This window comes from Pseudomonas sp. CGJS7, from assembly GCF_036961695.1.
The window spans coordinates 58,787-80,556 of the sequence record NZ_JBAMDI010000032.1; the positions used below are offsets into that span (position 1 = coordinate 58,787).

The following is a 21,770-nucleotide window of genomic DNA, read 5'->3' on the forward strand; positions in this document are numbered from 1 at the left end:
ACAGTTCTCGCGAACGGCGGATCGGAGGAAGCCGCGGTTGCCCTGTTCGCGGTGGAACGTATCCCAAGGCCGCCGCCGAAACTGCGAACCGCATTGCGTCTACGCCGGATCCTGACGAACGGTGGATGCGTCGACGCGCGGCGAGCGCGTTCGCTCACGGTTGCTAACCGTCGCTCACGTTTACTCACGGATTCTTTAGATGCTGCGCGTCGACGATCGGGCCTCATCGTCGCAAGGCAGACGCCCACGCTGAGCCGTCGCCTCAGCCGCCGCGCTCCAGCGGATAATTCTTGGCCAGCACGGAGATCATCTCCACCAGGTTCTCCCGCAGCCGATGGGGAAGCCGCCTGAGGTCCTGCAAACACTGGTACTCGATCTCATCCTGGGCGTAGTCGAGGCTTTGCACCGCGGGCGTCCAGGTTTCGTCGTTGGGCTTTATCGGGCCGCGCTCGGTTCCCAGCCACTCCAAAGTCACCCCGGTTTCCAGCGCGATTTCGATCAAGTGATTCATCGACGGCAGATTGCCGCCGTTCTTCTCCCATTGCGCCACAGCGCTGCGTTGCACACCGATCTTGCTCGCCAATTCTTGTTGCGAAAGCTTCGCCTGCAGTCTCGCGCGGCGTATCCGGTCTTCCATATGCATCGGCGGTGCACTCCGTGTCGTCGATAGCCAAGTCTGGTTTGAGTAACGGGTAATCAAGTTCAGACCAAACACTGAACGACCTTGCTCACATTTTTCTTGAACAGGCTGAAATCAAAGGGTTTTTCCCCGTTCACATTTTTCGCCTCGGGCTTTTGGTGGATTGCAGTAGACATGAATCTTTCGCTAATAGGTGTAGAAGAGCTCACGAATTCAATGCCTTTAAGAGTGTGTTCAACACATTAATTGGGCGCGACGGAACGATGGTTTCAGTCGATTCGAGACGCGAATCACGCGTCGGTCTTGCCCAATTTCGCACTCGGCAATTCACGAGCAGGTTTCCGGTAAGCCACGACGTCGTATCCACACGTTGATGCAGGGGAGAGCGATCATGCGGAAGAACGCCACCAGTCGTTTCTGGGTCAATCGCTTCAGCAAGAAATGGCAAGGCGAATGTCGCAAGACCGCTTGTTTGCATCCTCTCAGTCGGACCATCCGGATCGGACTGCAATTGATGATCGCGTTGCAGTTGGCGCAGCCCCTGGCGGCCGCCGCTCAGGACGCGACTTGGACCGGCACCGGCGGCGGCGTGTGGACCAACGGCACCAGCTGGAGTACGGGGTCGGTGCCTACCGGTGTGGCCACCTTCAACGCCACGTTCGTTCCTGTGGTCACCTTTGGTAACGGCACGAACAGTTCGATCGGGACATTACGGTTCGGCGCGCTCTCGCCGCAATACACCTTCAACCTCGGCACCGCGGCCGGCGCGACCTTGAACGTGACCGGCACCGGCATCGAGAACACCTCGCTGTTCCAGCCGGCGTTCAACGTCGGCGTGACCGGCACCGGCACGCTCAATTTCAACGGAGCCGGCACCACCGCCGCCGGTGCGCAGATCAACCTCGGCGCCAACGGCAACCTCGGCTTCGACGGCACCGCCACCGCCGCGACCTCGACGATCGGCATCGCCACCGGCGGCACCGCCGCGTTCAACGGCAACAGCACGGCGGGCACCTCGACCATCACGGTCGGCGGCAACCTCAACTTCAACGGCTCCGGCAGCGCCGGCGATGCCACCATCGGCGTCAACACCGGCGGTACCGCGCGCTTCTTCGGCACCAGCACCGGCGGCACCGCGCGGCTCACCGTCAATGCCGGCGGCAATCTCGACATGACCGGCCTGACCGCCGCGTCGATGACGCTCGGCTCGTTGAACGGCGTCGGCACGGCCAATCTCGGCACCGGCCGTCTGTCGCTGGGCGCGACCGGACTGAACTCGACCTTCGGCGGCGTGGTCAGCGGCGCGGGCGGTCTGGACTGGAACGGCACGGGCCTGTTGTCGCTGTCGGGGGCCAACACCTTCGGCGGCGGTTTGAACGTCAACACCGGCAGCGTGTTCGGCGGCAACACCGCGGCGTTCGGCACCGGCGCGATCGGTCTGGGCGGCGGTACCTCGCTGACCCTGGGCGCGAACGGCAGCTTCGGCAACGCGATCAATGTCGCCGGCGGTCTGGGCGCGACGATCTCGGCCGGGACCGGCTTGAACGCGACGCTGGGCGGCAACGTCAATCTCGGCGCCGGTTCGCAGCTGGCGTTCGGGCGCGCGGGCGCGCTGGGCGGATTGACCCTCAATTGGGGCGCCGGTTCGACCATCGGTTCGGGCGCGCGCTTGTCGGCGGACTTCGGCACGCTGGGTTTGGGTGCCGGTTTCAACGGCGGCCTGCTGAGCGGCGCCGAACTCAATGTCGGCGGCACCGGCGCATTCAATCTCAACGGCATCAACACCACGCTGGGACGGTTGACCGGTTCGGGCGGTTTAGCCTTGGGCAGCGCCTCGCTCTCGCTCGGCGGCGGCAGCGCGCTGGACTCGACCTTCAGCGGCGCGATCGGCGGCACCGGCGGCTTGAACTGGAACGGCACCGGCCTGTTGTCGTTGTCGGGTGCGAACACCTTCGGCGGCGGCCTGGCGGTCAACAGCGGCAGCCTGTTCGGCGGCAACACCTTGGCCTTCGGTACCGGCGCGATCGGCCTGGGCGGCGGCACTTCGCTGCGCCTGGGCGCCAACGGCGTGTTCGGCAATGCGATCAATCTCGGCGGCGGACTGGGCGCGACGATCTCGGCGGGCACCGGCTTCAACGCCACCCTGGGCGGCAACGTCAATCTGGGCGCGGGCGCCAACCTGGGCTTCGGCGCGAGCGGCGCGACCGGTGGATTGCTGCTCAACTGGGGCGCGGGCTCGACGATCGGCGCCGGCGCGGCGCTGTCGGCGGATTTCGGCACGCTCGGCCTGGGCGCGGGATTCAACGGCGGATTGCTGGCCAACGCCAGCTTGAACGTCGGCGGCGCCGGCGCGTTCAACCTCAATGGCATCAACACCACGCTCGGCCGTCTGACCGGCACCGGCAATCTGTCGCTCGGCATCGGTTCGTTGTCGTTGGGCGGGACCGGGCTCGACTCCGACTTCGGCGGCATCATCGGCGGCACCGGCGGACTGAACTGGAACGGCGCCGGCCGACTGTCGCTGTCGGGCGCCAACACCTTCAGCGGCGGCTTGAACCTGGCCGGCGGCACCTTGAGCGTCGGCAACAACCTGGCGCTGGGCACCGGCACCTTGGCGATCAACGGCGCGGCCACGCTCGAGTCGAGCGCCGCGGTGACGCTGGCGAACGCGATCGCGCTCAATGCCAACCTGAGCCTGGGCGGCAGCAACAACCTGGGCCTGGCCGGCAACCTCAGCGGCATCGGCGGCCTGACCATGAACGGCACCGGCGTGCTCAACCTGAGCGGGAACAACGCGGGCTGGGGCGGCGGTTTCAATCTGGGCAGCGGCACGCTGCAGCTCGGCAATGCCAACGCGCTCGGCACCGGCTTGTTCAACGTCACCGGCAACGCGGGCTTCGGTCCCAGCTTCGCCGGTTTCAATTTCGCCAATGCGATCAATCTCTCGGCCGGCGCGAACCTGAGCCTGACCGGCGATTTCGACTGGAGCATGAGCGGCTCGATCGGCGGCAACGGCGGCGTCAGCTACGTCGGCCCCAATCTGTTGACCTTGAACGGCGCCAATACTTTCACCGGCGGCTTCTCGCTCACCGGCGGCCGCGTGCGCGCCAACAATCTGGGCGCCTTCAGTACCGGCGCGGTGAACCTGGGCGGCGGCGAGCTGATCCTCGGACTCAACGGCAGCTTCGGCAACGCGCTCAATCTCGGCGCAGGGGCGGGCGGCCGCTTGTCGGTCGGCGCCGGACTCAACGCAGGGTGGGGCGGCGGCCTCAACCTCGGCGCGGGCGGCACACTCAATTTCGGTTCGGCCGGCAACAACGGCTTGCTGACGCTGGCGGGCGGCGGCTCGCTCGGCGCCGGCGCCGGCGTTTCGGTCGACTTCGGCACGCTGCGATTCGGCGATGCGCCGAGCGCGGGGTTGTTCGGTGGCGCGGGTGTGAATCTGGGCGCGGCGGGCACGCTGAACCTCAATGGTTTCGATGCTTCGTTCGGCAATCTGAGCGGTAGCGGCAACATCGGTTTGGGCGCCAATCGCTTGTCGATCGGCGGGCTCGGATTGAACGGCAGTTTCGGCGGCGTCATCGGCGGTACTGGCGGTTTGTTCAAACTCGGCGCCGGCACCTTGAGCCTCAACGGCGCCAATACCTTCAGTGGCGGAGTGGATCTGTCGGCCGGCGGTCTGTTGCTGGGCAACGCCGGTGCGTTGGGCACCGGCGCGCTCAACGTCAGCGGCAATGCCGGGTTCGGCGCCAACGTCGCCGGGCTCGACATCGGCAATGCGATCAATCTCGGCGGCGGTTTCGCGCTCGACATCGGCGGCACCAACGGCCTGGCGCTGTCGGGCATCATCGGCGGCGCGGGCGGGCTGAACTTCAGCGGCACCGGTGGCTTGACCCTCAACGGCGCGAACACTTTCGGCGGCGGCTTCGGCCTCAGCGGCGGCGGCGGTTTGACGCTCGGCAATGCCGGTGCGCTCAGCACGGGTGCGTTGAACGTGTCGGGCCTGGGCGGCAGCCTGACGGCGGGCTTGCCCGGTCTGAACCTGGGTAACGCGATCAATCTCGGCGGTGGTGCGTCGCTCGGCATCGGCGGCGCGAACAGCCTGTCGCTGTCCGGAATTATCGGCGGCACCGGCGGCTTGAACTTCGGCGGCACCGGCACGTTGAGCCTCAACGGCGCCAATACCTTCGGCGGCGGCTTCGGCCTCAGCGGCGGCGGCACGGTGAGTCTCGGCAACGCCGGTGGGCTCGGTACCGGTGCATTGAACCTGTCGGGTCTGGGCGGAAATCTGAGCGTCGGTTTGCCCGGTCTGAACCTCGGCAACGCGATCAATCTCGGCACGGGTGCGTCGCTCGGCATCGGCGGCGCCAACGATCTGTCGCTGTCCGGGATCATCGGCGGCGCGGGCGGCTTGAACTTCGGCGGCACCGGCACGCTGAGCCTCAACGGTGCGAACACCTTCGGCGGTGGTCTTGGCCTCAGCGGCGGCGGCAGCCTGAGTCTCGGCAACGCCGGCGCGCTGGGCACCGGCGCGTTGAACCTGTCGGGCCTGGGCGGCAACCTCAATGTCACCTTGCCCGGTCTGAACCTCGGCAACGCGATCAACCTCGGCGGCGGTGCGTCGCTGGGCATCGGCGGCGCCAACGACTTGTCGCTGTCCGGGATCATCGGCGGCACGGGTGGTTTGAACTTCAGCGGCACCGGTGGGTTGAGCCTCAACGGCGCCAACACCTTCGGTGGCGGCCTTGGCCTGAGTGGCGGCGGCAGCTTGAATCTCGGCAACGCGGGCGCGCTGGGCACCGGCGCTTTGAATCTGTCCGGCCTGGGCGGCAGCCTGAGCGCGAGTCTGCCCGGTCTGAACCTGGGCAACGCGATCAACCTCGGCGGCGGTGCGTCGCTGGGCATCGGCGGCGCCAACGATTTGTCGCTGTCCGGAATCATCGGCGGAACCGGTGGCTTGAACCTCGGCGGCACCGGCACCTTGAGTCTCAACGGCGCGAACACCTTCGGCGGCGGCGTGGCGCTCAGCGGTGGCGGCGGCTTGAATCTCGGCAACGCCGGCGCCTTGGGCACCGGCGCTTTGAATCTGTCGGGCCTGGGCGGCAACTTGAGCGTCAGCTTGCCTGGTTTGAATCTGAGCAACGCGATCAACCTCGGCGGCGGCGCGTCGCTGGGCATCGGCGGCGCCAACGATCTGTCGCTGTCCGGGATCATCGGCGGCACCGGCGGTTTGAACTTCGGCGGCACCGGCACCTTGAGCCTCAACGGCGCTAATACTTTCGGCGGCGGGTTCGGCCTGAGCGGTGGCGGCGGCTTGAACCTCGGCAATGCCGGCGCGCTCGGCACCGGCGCGTTGAGCGTGTCGGGTCTGGGCGGCAACCTCAGCGTCGGCTTGCCCGGTTTGAATCTCGGCAATGCGATCAATCTCGGCGCGGGCGCGTCGCTGGGCATCGGCGGCGCGAACAGCCTGTCGCTGTCCGGGATCATCGACGGCGGCGGCGGTCTGAACTTCGGCGGCACCGGCACCTTGAGCCTCAACGGCGCCAACACCTTCGGTGGTGGCTTGGGCCTGAGCGGCGGCGGCACGGTGAATCTCGGCAACGCCGGCGCACTCGGTACGGGCGCGCTGAATTTGTCGGGCCTGGGCGGAAATCTCAGCGTCGGCTTGCCCGGTCTTAATCTGAGCAACGCGATCAACCTCGGCGGCAGCGCGGCGCTGGGCATCGGCGGCGCCAACGATCTGTCGCTGTCCGGGATCATCGGCGGCACCGGTGGTTTGAACTTCAGCGGCACCGGTGCGTTGAGCCTCAACGGCGCGAACACCTTCGGCGGCGGCCTCGGCCTGAGTGGCGGCGGCAGCTTGAATCTCGGCAACGCGGGCGCGCTCGGCACCGGTGCTTTGAATCTGTCGGGCCTGGGCGGCAACTTGAGCGTCAGCTTGCCCGGTCTGAACCTCGGCAACGCGATCAACCTCGGCGGCGGTGCGTCGCTCGGCCTCGGCGGCGCCAACGATCTGTCGCTGTCCGGAATCATCGGCGGCACCGGCGGCTTGAACCTCGGCGGCACCGGCGCGGTGAGTCTCAACGGCGCCAACACCTTCGGTGGCGGCGTGGCGCTGAGCGGTGGCGGCGGCTTGAACCTCGGCAATGCCGGCGCGCTGGGCACCGGCGCTTTGAACGTGTCGGGCCTGGGCGGCAACTTGAGTGCGAGCCTGCCTGGTCTGAACGTCGGCAACGCGATCAACCTCGGTGCGGGCGCGTCGCTCGGCATCGGCGGCGCCAACGATCTATCGCTGGGTGGAATCATCGGCGGCACCGGCGGTCTGAATCTCGGCGGCACCGGCACGGTGAGCCTCAACGGCGCCAACACCTTCGGCGGCGGCGTGGCGCTCAGCGGTGGCGGCGGCCTGAACCTCGGCAACGCCGGCGCGCTCGGCACCGGCGCGTTGAACGTGTCGGGTCTGGGCGGCAACCTCAGCGTCGGCTTGCCCGGTCTGAACCTCGGCAACGCGATCAACCTCGGCGCAGGCGCCTCGCTCGGCATCGGCGGCGGCAACGACCTGTCGCTGTCGGGCATCATCGACGGCGCGGGCGGCCTGAACTTCAACGGCACCGGCACCTTGAACCTCACCGGCGCCAACACCTTCGGCGGCGGCACCACGGTCCAGTCCGGCACGCTCGCGGTGAGCGGTTCGCTGCTGTCGCCGACTGTCGTCAACGCGGGCGCCACGCTCACCGGCACCGGCACCTTGGGCAACGTCACCCTCGACGGCGTGCTCAACGCGGGCAGCATCGGCGCGGCCGGCACCCTGACCATGGGCTCGTTGTTCCTGGGCAGCGGCGCGACGCTCAACTACGACCTCGGCGTCGCCGGCGGCGTCAACGACCGGGTCGTCGTCAACGGCAACCTCACCCTCGACGGCACCCTCAACGTCAACAACCTCGGCGGATTCGGGCCGGGCGTCTATCAGTTGATCGGCTACACCGGCACCCTGGACGATCGCGGACTGCTGCTCGGCTCGCTGCCGGGGCCGTTCACGCCGGACAGCGTGCAGGTGCAGACCGGCGTGTCGAACCAGATCAATCTTGCCGTCAACGCCGGCGCGGTCGTGCAATTCTGGGACGGCGCCAACTTGCTGCCCAACGGCAGCGTCGACGGCGGCGTGGGCGTGTGGACCGCTGCGCCCACACCCAACTGGACCAACGTCAACGGCACCGCCAACAGCGGCTGGGTGAACGGCGCCTTCGGCGTGTTCCAAGGCACGGCTGGTCTGGTGACCGTGGTCGGCCCGGTGGCGTTCGGCGGTTTGCAGTTCGCCTCCAACGGCTACGAGATCGCCGGCGGGCTCGGCGGTACGCTCACCACCGACAACGCCAGCACGATCATCCGCGTGGACGCCGGCATGACCGGAACCATTTCGGCGCAGATCTCCGGCACCGGCGGTTTGGTCAAGAACGATACCGGCACCCTGGTGTTGTCCGGCGCCAACAGCTTCGTCGGCGGCGTCGATCTCAACGCCGGCAACCTGGTGCTCGGCAATGCGGGCGCGCTGGGCACAGGCTCGCTGGATGTGCTGGGCAATGCGGGCCTCAGCGCCAGCGTGGCCGGCTTGAACCTCGGCAATGCGATCAACCTCAATGGCGGTGTCGCGCTCGACATCGGCGGTACTAACGGCCTGACCTTGTCGGGCATCGTCGGCGGCGCGGGCGGACTGAACTTCAGCGGCACCGGAACGCTTGCGCTCAATGGCGCCAACACGTTCGGCGGCGGCTTGGGCCTCAGCGGCGGCGGCAGCCTGAGCCTGGGCAACGCAGGCGCTTTGGGCACCGGCGCGTTGAATGTGTCGGGCCTGGGCGGCAACCTCAGCGCCGGTGTTGCCGGCCTGAACCTCGGTAACGCGATCAACCTCGGCACCGGTGCGGCGTTGGGTATTGCCGGCGCCAACGACTTGTCGCTGTCGGGGACGATCGGCGGCGCGGGCGGCTTGAACTTCGGCGGCACCGGCACGTTGAGCCTCAACGGCGCCAACACCTTCGGCGGCGGTTTGGGTCTGAGCGGCGGCGGCAATCTGAGCTTGGGCAACGCAGGCGCTTTGGGCACCGGCGCGTTGAATGTGTCGGGCCTGGGCGGCAACCTCAGCGCCGGCGTTTCCGGTCTGAACCTCGGCAACGCGATCAATCTCGGCGCCGGTGCGGCGCTCGGCATCGGCGGCGCCAACAATCTGTCGCTGTCCGGCGCCATCGACGGTGCGGGCGGTTTGAACTTCACCGGCACCGGCACGCTTGCGCTCAACGGCGCGAACACCTTCGGCGGCGGCATGGGCTTGAGCGGCGGCGGCAATCTGAGCCTCGGCAATGCCGGCGCGCTCGGTACCGGCGCACTCAACGTGTCGGGCTTGGCCGGCACTCTGAGTGCCGGCGTTTCCGGCTTGAACCTCGGCAATGCGATCAACCTCGGCGCCGGTGCGGCGCTGGGCATCGGCGGCGGCAACGATCTGGCGTTGTCGGGCGTGATCGGCGGCGTCGGCGGTTTGAACTTCGGCGGCACCGGCACGCTTGCGCTCAACGGCGCGAACACGTTCGGCGGCGGCCTGGGCTTGAGCGGCGGCGGCAACCTGAGCCTCGGCAATGCCGGTGCGCTCGGTACGGGCGCGCTCAACGTGTCGGGTTTGGGTGGCAACCTGAGCGCCGGCATTTCCGGTCTGAATCTCGGCAACGCGATCAACCTCGGCGCCGGCGCATCCCTGGGCATTGGCGGCGCCAACGATCTGTCGCTGTCGGGCATCGTCGGCGGCGCGGGCGGTTTGAACTTCGGCGGCACCGGCACGCTTGCGCTCAATGGTGCGAACACGTTCGGCGGCGGTCTCGGCTTGAGCGGCGGCGGCAACCTTAGCCTCGGCAATGCCGGCGCTTTGGGCACCGGCGCGTTGAACGTGTCGGGTCTGGGCGGCAACCTCAGCGCCGGTCTGCCGGGTTTGAACCTCGGCAACGCGATCAATCTCGGCGCCGGCGCGGCGCTGGGCATCGGCGGCGCCAACGATCTGTCGCTGTCGGGCGTCATCGACGGCGCAGGCGGCTTGAACTTCGGCGGCACCGGCACGCTTGCGCTCAACGGCGCGAACACCTTCGGCGGCGGTCTGGGCTTGAGCGGCGGCGGCAATCTCAGCTTCGGCAATGCCGGCGCGCTCGGCACCGGCGCATTGAACGTGTCGGGCTTGGGCGGCAGCTTGGCGACCAGCGTGTCCGGTCTGAACCTGGGCAACGCGATCAACCTCGGCGCCGGCGCATCGCTCGGTATCGGCGGCACCAACGATCTGTCGCTGTCGGGCGCCATCGACGGCGCAGGCGGCCTGAACTTCAGCGGCACCGGCACCTTGGGCCTCAACGGCGCCAATACCTTCGGAGGCGGCGTCGGCCTCAGCGGCGGCGGCAACTTGAGCCTCGGCAATGCCGGCGCGCTCGGCACCGGCGCATTGAATGTGTCGGGCTTGGGCGGCAACCTGGCGACCAGCGTGTCCGGCCTGAACCTGGGCAACGCGATCAACCTCGGCACCGGCGCATCGCTGGGCATCGGCGGCGGCAACGATCTGTCGCTGTCGGGCGCCATCGGCGGGGCAGGCGGCCTGGACTTCAACGGCACCGGCACGCTTGCGCTGAACGGCGCGAACAGCTTCGGCGGCGGTGTCGATCTGAGCGGCGGCGGCAATCTGAGTCTCGGCAATGCCGGTGCGCTGGGCACCGGCACGTTGAACGTGGTGGGTCTCGGCGGCGATCTGAGTGCCGGCGTGCCCGGTCTGAATGTCGGCAATGCGATCAACCTCGGCACCGGCGCATCGCTGGGCCTCGGTGGCGCCAACGATCTGTCGCTGTCGGGTGCCATCGGCGGCGCAGGCGGCCTGAGCGTCAACGGTCCGGGCGGCCTGACCCTCGGCGGCAACAACACCTTCGGCGGCGGCGTCGATTTGCTCGGCGGCACGCTGACCTTGGGCAGCAACACCGCGCTCGGCACCGGCGCGTTGGCGGTCGACGGCGCGGCGACCCTGGCTTCGTCCGCCGACGTGGCGCTGACCAACAACGTCGCGGTGAATGCCGATCTCACCTTCGGCGGCAGCGGCAACCTCGGACTCAATGGTCAGCTCAGCGGCACCGGCGGTCTTAATGTCGGCGGCACCGGCGCGTTGAGCCTGGGCGGCGACAACAGCGGCTTCAGCGGCGGCGTCGAACTGCGCACGGGCTCCACCGTCATCGCCAACAGCAATAGCGCCTTGGGCACCGGTGCAGTAACGGTGGCCGGCAATGCCAACCTGGGCTCGCTGAGCGGCGCCACCTTGGGCAATGCGTTCGCTTTGAACGGCGATCTCACGATCGCCAACGCCGCGCCGTTGTCGCTCACCGGCAACATCGGCGGCAACGGCGGTCTCGGCCTGCAAGGGCCGGCCGCGGTCACGCTCAGCGGCAACAACAGCTTCACCGGCGGCTTCGATCTGCTCGGCGGCAGCCTCAACGTCGGCAGCAACACCGCGCTGGGCACCGGCGCACTGCAAGTCGGCGGCAATGGCGGCTCGCTGCAGGCCAGCGTCGCCGGTTTGAATCTGGGCAACGCGATCGATGTGAGTCCCACGGCGGCGCTGACCCTCGGCGGGGCCAACCCGTTCACGCTCAGCGGCGCGGTCGGCGGCAGCGGCGACCTGGTCAAGGACGGCGCGGCCGCGGTGTCCCTGACCGGCGAAATGTCCGGCTTCACCGGCGATTTCGACCTGCGCGGCGGCAGCTTGAACGTCACCGACGGCGTCAACGCGGGTATCCGCAGCGCGGCCGGTACGACCGCGAACTTCGGCGCCTCCGACGACGTGCTGACCTTGTCGACGCCGGGCGCATTGGCCGGCACCGTCAACCTCGGCGCCGGCAACGACGTGTTCAACAGCACGCTGGGCGGATTGGCCAGCGTGACCGGCCTGGTCGACGGGCAGGGCGGCACGGATGTGTTGTCGCTGAGCGGCAGCGGGCAGGGCACGCTTCCCACCACCGCGCTGGCGGGCTTCGAGAACCTCAACCTGGTCGGTCCGGGAACCTTGTACCTGCCGAGCGGAACCACCGCCAATTTCCTCGCCGCCTCGATCGGCGACAACAGCGCAGGCAGCGGCACCTTCGTGGTCGACGGCACCTTCGCCGGCAACACCACGGTCGCGCCGGGCGGCAGCCTGGTCGGCGACGGCAGCATCGGCGGCGCTCTGGCGCTGGCAGGACGGTTGGCGCCCAGCGGCCTTCCCGGCGCGACCGGCGCCGCGGCCGGCACCAGCACGCCCGGCACGGCGTTGAACGTGGCGAGCTTCTCCAGCGCCCCGGGCTCCAGCGTGATCCTGCGTCAGAACGGCGCCGGCGTCAGCGACAGCGTGATCGTCGCCGGCAACGCAGCGCTCAACGGCGGTACCCTGGTGGCGTTGCCGCAAGCCGGCTCCTACGCCGACATCACCGATTACCGCATCGTCGACGCGCAGACCCTGAGCGGCCCCGGCTTCACCTCGGTCACCCAGAACGCGCTGCCGTTCCTGGCCGCCAGCTTGTTCACCCAAGGCAACGACGTGTTCCTGCGCCTTGAGGAAGCCAACCGCTTCAACGAGTTCCCGGGACTGCCCGCCAACCAGCAGGCCGTCGCCAACGCGTTGCAAGCCTTGGCCGACAGCGGCAACCCCGCCGTCGAGCAACTCGTGGCCGCGGCGCGCGGCGTCACCGCCGAGCAGGCCGTGCCGATGTTCGACACGCTGACCGGCGAAACCTACGGCTCCTTGCTCAGCGCCTCGCGTTACGGCGCCGAACGCCTGCAACGCAGCGTCGGCCAGCAACTCGACGTCGGCCGCACCGAGCGCGCCGATTCCGGCTTCACCGCCTGGGCCACCGCGTTCGGCGGAGATGCCGCGTTCGAAGGCAACGGCACCTTGGCCGACATCGACAACAACCTGTGGGGCGTGACCTTGGGTGCGGATGCGCCCTTGGGCGAAGGCTTCCGCCTCGGCGGTCACCTCGGCATGGCCAAGTCCGACTTCGACGTGCCGCGTCGCGGCGACCGCGTCGACGGCGACCAGTGGTACGTCGGCGCTCACTTCAGCTACGCCCCGCGCGCCGATGGCGGCGCCTGGGTGCAAGGCGCGGCTGGCTACGCCAAGCAAAACTTCGACGTCGACCGCGTGGTCAATGTCGGCGTGTACAACCGCCGGGCCCGAGGCGATGCCGATGCCGACGGCTGGTACGCGATGGCCGAAGCCGGCTGGCGTTTCGAAACCGCGAGCGCGAGCATCGAACCCTTGGTCGGCATCTATCACAGCCGCCTGAGCATGGACGACGTGATCGAAACCGGCGCCGGCGAAGCCAACCTGCGGGTGGAGGGCGAGGACTACGACACCACCACGGTCGGCGCGGGCGTGCGCTTCGTCGGCAAGGCAGGGCGCCTGCGTCCGACCTTGGACATCCGCTACCTGCACGACCTGAGCAACGACGCGCCGCGCACCCAGAACCACTTCGCCGCGGCGCAAGTGCCCGGGTTCGCGATCACCGGCTTCTCGCCGGACCGCAACCGCGTCAACGCCGGCGCGGGCCTCACGTATGCGTTCACGCCCGCCACGACCGGTTTCGTGGAATACCGCGCCGACTTGAGCAGCGACGACCAGGCCCACTCGGTTCAGGCCGGCGTGCGGGTCACCTTCGGCGGAACCACGCAGATGGTCGCGGCATCCGCCGCGCCGTGGGCGCCGGCTCCGGCCGATAGCGCGACTGCGACTGCGGTGCCGGCACCGGCGACTGCTGCGGCCGCGGCCGCTGCTTCCTCCGGAAGCAGCACTTCGGCCGCGGTGCCGGTGGCCGCTGCGGCAGCCATCGCACCAGTGGCAGCGGCTGCAGCCAAACCGAGCGCTCCTGCGTCCAGTGGCGGCGGCGGAATGTGCAAGGCGCCGTCGCGCGGGCAAGCGATGCTCGACGACTGCTCGCGTTACTCCACCGTCCGCGGAGATTCGGTGACCGGTATCGCCAGCCGCATGAAGGAAGGCGTTCTGGAGCAACGCATGGTCGCGCTGTATCGCGGCAACACCGAGGCCTTCAACGGCCACAACATGAACCGGTTGAAGGCGAATTCCGACATCGGCATTCCTTGCGCGGATGCGGTCAACAACATTCCGGTGTCGGAGGCCAAGCAGGTCGTGGGACAGCATGCCAGGAGCCATATCGAACGGCATGGGCCGTTCAAGGCCGGTACCGCGGTTGCGGCGTCGGATCCGCCTATGCAGTGTGGCGAATGAATGGCGGTGTCTAGCGCGATGTGCGCGATTCGGTTTTGAATCAGTTTTTTTGAAGAATCGTTCTGGAGATCGAAAACGCCGGCCGAGTGCCGGCGTTTTCGTTATGCTCTGATCAACGATGCCCGAGTCGTTGGACGGTTCGGCGCTACCTGGCCTGTGGTTCGCATCCGAGGGGCGCGCCTGCGTGTTAGACGACTAAGTGCGTGTGTTGTATAGCCTCTAATCGATCATGAACTCCCCAATCTAGTAGCGCACTTGGTGCTGCTTAGATCTAGCGCGAGAAAGTTCTGGCTATGGACAAAGAACAACTCTTGGGCACCATTGCCATGTCGCTCGCCGCGGTCAGGACGCCGCACTACTACGAAGATGAGCGAGGCTTCCAGGGCGAGTTCTATGCTCAACTGCATCGCCAGTTGCAAGACGTTATATTGCCGGAAGGCGCAATACTGCGAGAGGAGTATCAGAAAAGGCTGCTCCAGCATGGACTGAAAATCCGTCCAGACATCATCCTGCATGAACCTTTCAATCCCGATCGACATCATGGCCGCGATGACGGGAATCATGCGGTGATGGAACTAAAGAGGCGCGCCAAGCGACGCGATGCTATTGACGCGTTCAAGAATTTAATCTCGATGATCGACACGCTGAGATACCCACTCGGGGTGTTCATAAACATCGATTCTTTGACAACTTGGGCCGAGCTAGTGCCTGAGGACTATCGCTCTCGCATTACCTGTTTGGCGGTCTCTCTTGGGAAAAACGGTGTGCCTCAGGTGGTCCGCGCCTAAGGCGCCGAGTCTGCAGTGTCGGAGCAAATTCCTGGCGTTGCGGAGCCGCAATAGTCTTCGGGTGGGTGTCATACTGATCCGGCAACTTACCTTGGCCCCACGCGCCTGCTACTGGCGTGCGCATCGAGTTTTCTCTGGATGACGATTCTCAAAGAACAACACGAAGCTTTTGCCCAGTTCTTTACGGCACCCACCCGAGAGGCATTGCGAGAGTTGCTTCGCCGCAACATCGGCGAGACCGACTACCTGGACTTCAAAGCGGATTGGCCAGTGCTACCCAAACTCGCCCGCCATATCCTCGCCTTGGCGAATTCTGGCGGCGGCGCGCTTGTTGTCGGCGTATCGCAACAGGCCGACGGGAGCCTCGTTCCGACTGGCTTGCCGAGCATCAAGGACAAGGCACAGCTGATCCCGCCGCTCAGCGGCTACATGCCCAAGCCGCTGGAGTACCAAATTCTCGACTTTGCCTTCGGCGCGGCCGAGTACGAGGCCTTGGTGGGCAAGTCGTTCCAAGTGTTGCTCGTGGAAGACAATCCCAAACTCTTGCCATTCCTGGCCCTAAAGGAAGGGGAGGGCCTGCGGACAAGTGTGATCTACGTGCGCGATGGTACGACGTCCACCGAAGCCGGCCACGTGCAGTTGCAAGCGGTGCTAAATCGCCGCATCGAGTCAGGCTACTCCAGCCAGCCTAGCCTCGACCTGGACAAGCATCTGGCCCAGTTGCGTGTTCTGGATGAATGGAGGGAGGCGAATGACAGTTGGATGAGCCGATTCATTCGTGACGAGCAAAGTCGCTTCGATGACACCCAGTCGAACGATCTCAAAGAATTCGTCGAAGAGGCGTACCACGCGAAGAAGCAGGCCATTTGGCGATGGCTGGACTTGTGAGGCGTGCTCAATACTGTGTTCATGCAGCAAGCGGCACGAGAATATAGAACATAATACACATTATGCGAAGTGACCTAGTGTCGCGGCTGGTGCGTTTCCTGTGTGTTTTCCTGGGCTTACGTTCACAGACAGGAGGTCACCGTGACTACTCGCCCGCCTTGCTGGCCCGCTAACAGCCCTTGCCCCAACAGCTGCGCAGCCGCCATGCAGACCCAGGAAACCAAGAACCATTTCAACCTCAACGGGCCGTGGATCGGCTGGCGTGTGCGTGGTCGCGATCTGGTGTCGCCCGAAGGCGAACGCGTCAATCCAGAGCGTCTACGCGGGCTCCTATGGCGCGACGAAAACAACGGCCGTGTTGCCGCGGCCAGGAGCAGGAAAGCGGCCGCGGAAGCAGCCAGAGAGCGGCAGCCGGTGAAGGTCGTGGTGGTCAGCCTGGGCGAGTACCGAGCAAATGGCCTGGCTGTCGGTTAGGCCAGGTCACGCGATCGGCGATCGCCGGAAACGCCCGTCACAGTTAGCTTTCCGCGATGCGTTCAAAACGAAGGCCCCCAGATCGGGGGCCTTTTTCATGGATCCGCGAAAGCGGTTTTCAGGGGGCGGGATCGGCCTTCGCGCCGACGCCGATGTCGCCGTAACCGCTCACCTGCTGACCTGCCAGGACAGCGCCGTAAGAGGCGTTCTGCGTAGGGGGCGAGCCCCCTACACCCCCGGTCGCTGCGGCGTCCTGGTGCGCGAGCCTGGGCGCTTCCTGAGAGAGTTGCCGATACGGGTTGTAGACGGGGCCATCGCGTGCGATGCGCCGGCATTCGCCCTGGCTGATGTCGTAGCGCGTGCCCTGCTCCGTCAGGCATGTGCAGCTGGCCTCGACGTGATCGCCAGCCGCGTCGGCGCCGGCCTCGGTGGACATGCAGAGCAGTTGCGGGTCAGCCGTCGCAGGACGTTGATCGTAGACGGGCGCGGTCCACGGCATCGTGGCGAAGCGCGGCAGATGCGCCTTGGCGTAGTCGGTGGCGGTGGCGAACTTGGGATCGAGCGCCCCGCCCGCGCCCACGCGCTCACCGCGCGAAGTCGCGGGCGGCGCACTCGCTGATGTGGCGGTATTGGCTGCGGAATTCTCGGAGGTGTACTGCGCAATCTTCTTGTCGTAACCGTGCTTGAGGTAATAGGCGAGACCACCGAGCACCAGCAGCAGAACGACGATCCACTGCAGCCACTTCGGCACATGCAGCCTACTGGTATCAAGCTCGGTGCTCTTGTAGTACTTGAAGACGTGGTTCGGCCGAATCCAGTCGGTGGCGTCGGAGCACATCGCCTTGACGTTGCCCTGGTACGAGTTCCAGCGCAGGCGCTTGCTGTACTTGCCGAACTTCTTCTTGATATGAATGTGTTCGTCGTAGAGACCACGAAGAAACGGATCGATCTGCAAGCCCTGCTGCGCAACCAGGATGAAGTCGTATGCGTTGTGGCGATGGCGGGCCATTTCGTCTACATGCGCAGGCACAGCGGATGCAGGGTTGCGATTCGGGAACGTGCTGTAGCACTCATCGATGAAGATCACCGAGCCGTGCGGCACTTCGTTGTGCCAGTTCTTGGGATTCTCGATCCGATGAAAACCCGTAGCCTCGTAGTCGAGACCAGGGATGCCATGTGCGTAAACCTCACGCCCCTTCTTCTTGAAATCCAACGCGAGCAGTAGGCCGTAAGCGCTCTTTCCGTGTCCGGGCTGGCCGGTGATCAAGGTCATCATGACATCACCCCAGTTTCGCAAGCATGGCTTTCTGCGTGGCCTTCGCGGCCATGGCAGAGAGGATGAGCGTGATTGCGATGTCGATCTTGAGCGCGCCGAAGTACGCGAAGAACAGCGGCGGCAACGTCATCACCTTGGTATGAATGATCTGGATCAGAGCGGGCAATGCGACCTCTTTCACCGCCATGCCGATGCCGAGCGCGAGCAAGATGCGGCCGACGATGCCGGGCAAGTAAGTACGAAGTGCGTTGAGCAACGCGGAGACGAGCGCTCCGATAATCAAGGGCATGGTCAAGGCCTCGCAAGAATGTAGATGGCGCTGATGAGCGCGAAGATGTTGATCACCAAAGCAGCCCAGTTGATGAAGCTGCACCAGAACGGCGGTGGCGATGCAACAACCTGGAAGAAGCCAGAAGAAATCGAACCGCCACCGGAGGCGGGAAACCCGGGGCACGTGCCGCCACCACCGACAAAGCCGGTGCTGTTGAGCGTAGAACCGTCGATGCGTTCGCTGGGCGCCCAGACGTTGGTATCGCCAGGCGCACTACCCTGCCCCGGGTCTTGCGTCATACCTGTGGGCTTCGTCCACTCGGGCTGGCCAGGGTTGCCACCGACACCGCCGTTGCCAGCCATATGCTGCAGCACGCACGCGGTGCGCCACTGCTGGTACAGCTGCGCGGTTTCTACCGCGTCGCATTTCTCCCCGGTGCACACCGGAGCGATACCGCAACCACCGTCAGTCACGGTGCGGTTCTTGCGCGTGTTGCAGTCAATGCGCCATTGAATGCGAGCCTGACCGCAGAGGATGTTATCGCCGCTGCACTTCGGCGGCGTCTTGCAATCGTCACCACCGGAGAACTTGCCGGAATCTTCGCCGTCATCAGGATCACCATCGCCATCACCATCAGGCTTGCAGGTGCCGTCCTTGCCCTTGGCTTGACCCGAAGGACACGATTCATCAACGCACGAACCGTCAGGCCCTTTGACTTGCGCAGCAGGACATGAACCGTCCGGCGTGCACTTCCCCGCGGCCATGTGTTGACCGGTGGGGCAGTCACCTTTGTTCGCGCACTTGCCATCGGGCAACCGCTTCTGACCCGCAGCGCATTCCTTGGGCGGATCGTCGGGCTTCTCGGGCTTGCGAGGCGGATCATCCGCAGAGCAAACAGATGAGGTAACGGCCGCCTTATAGAAACAATTGTTGCCGATGTGCTCAGCGGGACCAGCGTCAATCTGGATGCAGTCGTAAGGTTTCTGAGCCACGTTGTAGCGGCAACCTTCATGGCACTCAGTAGCGCTCCAATCGGCTTGATTCAAATTGATACGAACACGCGCGTTAGAATCGTCACGGTCCTCACACTTGGCACCCTCTGGCCAAACGCGCTGTTTACGAAACAGTGAGCCAGCCGTTGGATCACAAGCAGGAAGCTGATGCCCGTATTCAAGGCGCGTTTCGCCACGAAAGATCAAGCAGACATTCGGATTGCTGACGCCACTTGCAATCGCATGAGCGCGAACGGACGCCCTCGCAGCCATGTCGGCTTTTCCTTCATCAGCGCAGAGCGAAACCTCATCCCAACTCTCGCAGCGCGAGTAATCGGCAGCGTGTGCTGAGGGAAAAATGCTCGCAAGGAGCAGCAACGCGCCCGCGAGAAGAATCGTTATCGAGCGCGTTGCAGCGTCCATATCAGCCCTCAAACATGAGCCAAACCGAGGGGAGAATCGCGAGCATTACGTAGTAGCCGGAGTAGTCCATAAACGAACAAGGGGCGGTTGCCCGCCCCTTCCCTTCGTTGGTTAACCGTTCGCCGCCTTACGGCCGGAGCGGATGAACAAGATCACGCCGGCGATGCCGAGCACGACCAGACCGATCGCGGTCAATTCGGCCTTGTCCACGCCGGCCGACACAGCTTCGGCAGCGGGGCCAGCGGTAGCTGCGGCAGCGAACAACGCGGCGGTGGTGCCGGCGACGGCTTGCTTGGTGCGGAGAGCGAGATTGCGCATTGGTAGAACTCCTAGAAGGTAGTGACACGGCGCGCCTGCTTGATGTAGAAACCGATGGCCCACGTTCCGATGATCACCACCGAAATCAGAAAGCCTTCGGCCGCGTCGAGCGCAGGCAGAAAACCCGACGCTTGAACAGGGCCATAGAACGGAGCGACACACTCACCGGTTGAGGCGTTGAAGTCGGTCGCCTTGCAGTACTGCGTAAGCAGTTGGGGTGTGGTCTCGGGCATGGCTCAGCTCGCTTCGCGAGCCGCCCGCCGCAAGCGACGGTCGGCCCGCGTGTGGATTACTTGGGGGTGGGCTTGGAGGAACCGCCGAGAGGCAACAGACGAAGCCCCTTGATCTTGAGATTGCCCATGTCGTCGCGAGTGAAGCTTCGCGGATCGATGGTGTACTGGCCGGGCGGGTATTCGTGGCCCTGCTCCACGTTGACCTTGATCGGCAGCGGATAGTCGCCACCGTTGAAGATGGCGCAACCCTGCTCGCCGTAGTGCTTGTTGTTGTACGGGCGCAGACGATCCAACTGCGTCGAACGAACTTCGATGATGATTTCGTTAGCCATGACTGATTGCCTCACAAAGGACAAGTGCCCCGCCGATGAAAACGACTCTGTACGGACTGGCGAGGAATTCGCCCGTAGGTCGGTTGACGTAGCCGCCCCTGATGCGGCCTACGTCCGTGATTTGGTTCCAGACCTCGCGCAACCAGCGAGGCAACTTCCACCAGCGCAGTTCGATGCGCGCGGTTTTCGAGAGACCACCGTTGCCACTCAGGCGTGCACCTTTGGGCAACGTGCGCAGGTCGTAGTCGTCACCCTTGCTTGCGTACTTCGCCAGATAGCCAACGGCGTTGCGCGCCCACTCAATGCGAGTGAGGCCATGCTTCCACCAACCCTGTTTGTCCGGCTTCGGAAGCGAACGCCCTTTCGGCAACCAGACCAACACGTGATAGTGCGGACGCCCGCGCTTCGTCAGTTCCAAGACCCACGTGTATCGCGCGGTAAAGCCGCAGCGCGCCGCGTACTTGCGAATGCAATCGAGCAGCTGCGCAACCTGTTTGGCGACCCAGCGCTCATCGTCGCGGTACGTGAGCGTGAGCATTGCCCAGCGACCGCGAAAGCCGCCACGCTGTCCTTCTTCAACGAGCAAGCGCGCCGACGTGATGACGTTCTGTTTCATCTTTCGAAGACGCTTCTCGCGCTGCTCCGCAGCAGTGATGATCTTCTTTTGCTGGAACAAGCCCGTCTGACTTGTTCCAGTATTGACAAGCCCAGGGATCGCGCCTGCGGCGCTCACCCGGCAAGAGCCGTGCGCATCGGCAGTGCGACGCGCAGCAGCGAGAAGAAGGGATTCGCGATCAGTCATCGCTGCGTGCCTGCTGCAACAACTGGCGACGACGCTGACGACGGCGGCGGCGATTCGCACGCCATGTGTAATAGATATCACCGAGGAAGTCGGCGAAGGATCGCGTCAGCAGCGCGAGAACCGCGCTCGATAGCATTGCGAAGCGGAAGACGGCGGCGAGTTGCTCGCCCACTTGCGGATCAGACATTGCGATTGCCCTCCTTGGCGATACGCACGGTGCGAGCATCGCGCTTGGAGGTCTCGGAGATCGCGACGCGTTCGCACGCCAGATAGGTGTCGAGCCAGAAAGAGCGAACTGCGCGTTCGTCAGCGGTCGTTACAAGGTCGAGTTGCTCGCCGCGCAAGTAGCGCGAAGCGGTGGCGCTGGCCTGCTCGTAGCGTTCCCAAGCGGCGTCTGACAGCGCGGTGCTGATGTGGTCCATGCCCTACCCCCGTAGAGGCGGGGACGGCCACCCGGTGGACCTAAGGGGGGGCCGGGCACCGTCCCCGCCGGTTACCCATCCGTCTCCATCGCGGAGACATCGAGGGCATGTATATTCCCCGGAGACATCAACTGTCAACTGGGCGGAGACATGAGCGCGACCTTGAAGCTGCTTGAAAAGTACCGGGCTGCCGGTTCGATCCCGTCAGACAACGCTGCGGCTATTGCGTTAGGAATTCATCGCGCAACCGTAAGTGGCTGGCGTAAGCAAGGAAAACAAGCGGAACCGCATGTGATCGCAGCAATGGCGAAAGCGATTGGGCAGGAACCAGGCGGGTGGCTCGCCCTGATCGAATCCGAGCGTGCACGATCAAGCGAAGACAAGAAGGTTTGGGCCGCGTTGGCGCGCCAGCTTGGGGCGGCGGCGGCGGTAGTGCTGATGCTGTCGAGCGTCGCCCTTCCGTCGACGGCGAATGCTAGCCAGGGATTCGACCAGCTACACATTATGCGAAGTAATGGGTCGTAGCGCCTGGTCGCGTCTGGTGCGTTTCCTGCGTGTTTTCCTGGGCTTACGCTCACAGACACGGGGTCGCCGACTGGCATTCGCCTAACGCCGGAGCGGCG

General features: G+C 65.4%; 15 protein-coding genes. 5 read left to right on the forward strand and 10 right to left on the reverse strand.

Annotated features, from left to right (window positions below; all coding sequences use genetic code 11):
* Nucleotides 1-262 precede the first annotated feature (262 nt).
* Complete coding sequence (locus V7787_RS20105; RefSeq protein WP_336089296.1) at nt 263-643, reverse strand: helix-turn-helix transcriptional regulator; 381 nt, start codon at nt 641-643, stop codon at nt 263-265.
* Nucleotides 644-1,154: 511 nt separating this feature from the next.
* Between V7787_RS20105 and V7787_RS20110 the strand changes: the two genes are divergently transcribed.
* The 4 genes from V7787_RS20110 (at nt 1,155) to V7787_RS20125 (ending at nt 16,078) form a co-directional block, all read left to right on the forward strand.
* Complete coding sequence (locus tag V7787_RS20110) at nt 1,155-13,928, forward strand: FimV/HubP family polar landmark protein (RefSeq protein WP_336089298.1); 12,774 nt, start codon at nt 1,155-1,157, stop codon at nt 13,926-13,928.
* A gap of 293 nt (nt 13,929-14,221) precedes the next feature.
* A complete protein-coding gene (locus V7787_RS20115; RefSeq protein WP_336089299.1) occupies nt 14,222-14,716 on the forward strand; it encodes a hypothetical protein in 495 nt (164 codons plus the stop codon).
* A 138-nt stretch (nt 14,717-14,854) separates the two neighbouring features.
* Complete coding sequence (locus V7787_RS20120; RefSeq protein WP_336089301.1) at nt 14,855-15,604, forward strand: AlbA family DNA-binding domain-containing protein; 750 nt, start codon at nt 14,855-14,857, stop codon at nt 15,602-15,604.
* A gap of 204 nt (nt 15,605-15,808) precedes the next feature.
* Nucleotides 15,809-16,078, forward strand: a complete 270-nt coding sequence (locus tag V7787_RS20125) for a DUF3653 domain-containing protein (protein WP_336089302.1) — start codon at nt 15,809-15,811, stop codon at nt 16,076-16,078.
* Nucleotides 16,079-16,196: 118 nt separating this feature from the next.
* Here V7787_RS20125 and V7787_RS20130 read toward each other — a convergent pair whose 3' ends face one another.
* The 9 genes from V7787_RS20130 to V7787_RS20170 form a co-directional block, all read right to left on the reverse strand.
* Entirely contained in the window at nt 16,197-17,354 is a 1,158-nt protein-coding gene (locus V7787_RS20130; protein WP_336089304.1) for a zonular occludens toxin domain-containing protein, read from the reverse strand.
* A 4-nt stretch (nt 17,355-17,358) separates the two neighbouring features.
* The gene (locus tag V7787_RS20135) at nt 17,359-17,643 is read right to left on the reverse strand and encodes a DUF2523 family protein (RefSeq protein ID WP_336089305.1); all 285 of its coding nucleotides are present in this window, start codon (nt 17,641-17,643) and stop codon (nt 17,359-17,361) included.
* 2 nt (nt 17,644-17,645) lie between these two features.
* Entirely contained in the window at nt 17,646-19,040 is a 1,395-nt protein-coding gene (locus V7787_RS20140; protein WP_336089306.1) for a hypothetical protein, read from the reverse strand.
* Nucleotides 19,041-19,151: 111 nt separating this feature from the next.
* Nucleotides 19,152-19,358, reverse strand: a complete 207-nt coding sequence (locus V7787_RS20145) for a hypothetical protein (RefSeq protein WP_336089307.1) — start codon at nt 19,356-19,358, stop codon at nt 19,152-19,154.
* Between the two features lie 11 nt (nt 19,359-19,369).
* Nucleotides 19,370-19,591 (reverse strand): hypothetical protein, encoded by a 222-nt coding sequence (locus V7787_RS20150; protein ID WP_336089308.1) that lies wholly within the window; start codon nt 19,589-19,591, stop codon nt 19,370-19,372.
* A 56-nt stretch (nt 19,592-19,647) separates the two neighbouring features.
* Entirely contained in the window at nt 19,648-19,923 is a 276-nt protein-coding gene (locus V7787_RS20155; protein WP_336089309.1) for a single-stranded DNA-binding protein, read from the reverse strand.
* Nucleotides 19,916-20,725, reverse strand: coding sequence for a rolling circle replication-associated protein (locus tag V7787_RS20160; RefSeq protein WP_336089311.1), 810 nt, complete (start codon nt 20,723-20,725; stop codon nt 19,916-19,918). Before V7787_RS20160 ends, V7787_RS20155 begins: the two co-directional genes overlap by 8 nt.
* Nucleotides 20,718-20,912 (reverse strand): hypothetical protein, encoded by a 195-nt coding sequence (locus V7787_RS20165; RefSeq protein WP_336089312.1) that lies wholly within the window; start codon nt 20,910-20,912, stop codon nt 20,718-20,720. The genes V7787_RS20160 and V7787_RS20165 overlap by 8 nt, the downstream gene beginning before the upstream one ends.
* Complete coding sequence (locus V7787_RS20170) at nt 20,905-21,147, reverse strand: hypothetical protein (protein WP_336089313.1); 243 nt, start codon at nt 21,145-21,147, stop codon at nt 20,905-20,907. The genes V7787_RS20165 and V7787_RS20170 overlap by 8 nt, the downstream gene beginning before the upstream one ends.
* A 150-nt stretch (nt 21,148-21,297) precedes the next feature.
* On the opposite strand from V7787_RS20170, the gene V7787_RS20175 reads away from it, so the two are divergent.
* On the forward strand, nt 21,298-21,672 hold the full coding sequence (locus V7787_RS20175) for a DUF3693 domain-containing protein (RefSeq protein WP_336089314.1): 375 nt from the start codon (nt 21,298-21,300) through the stop codon (nt 21,670-21,672).
* Nucleotides 21,673-21,770: the final 98 nt, after the last annotated feature.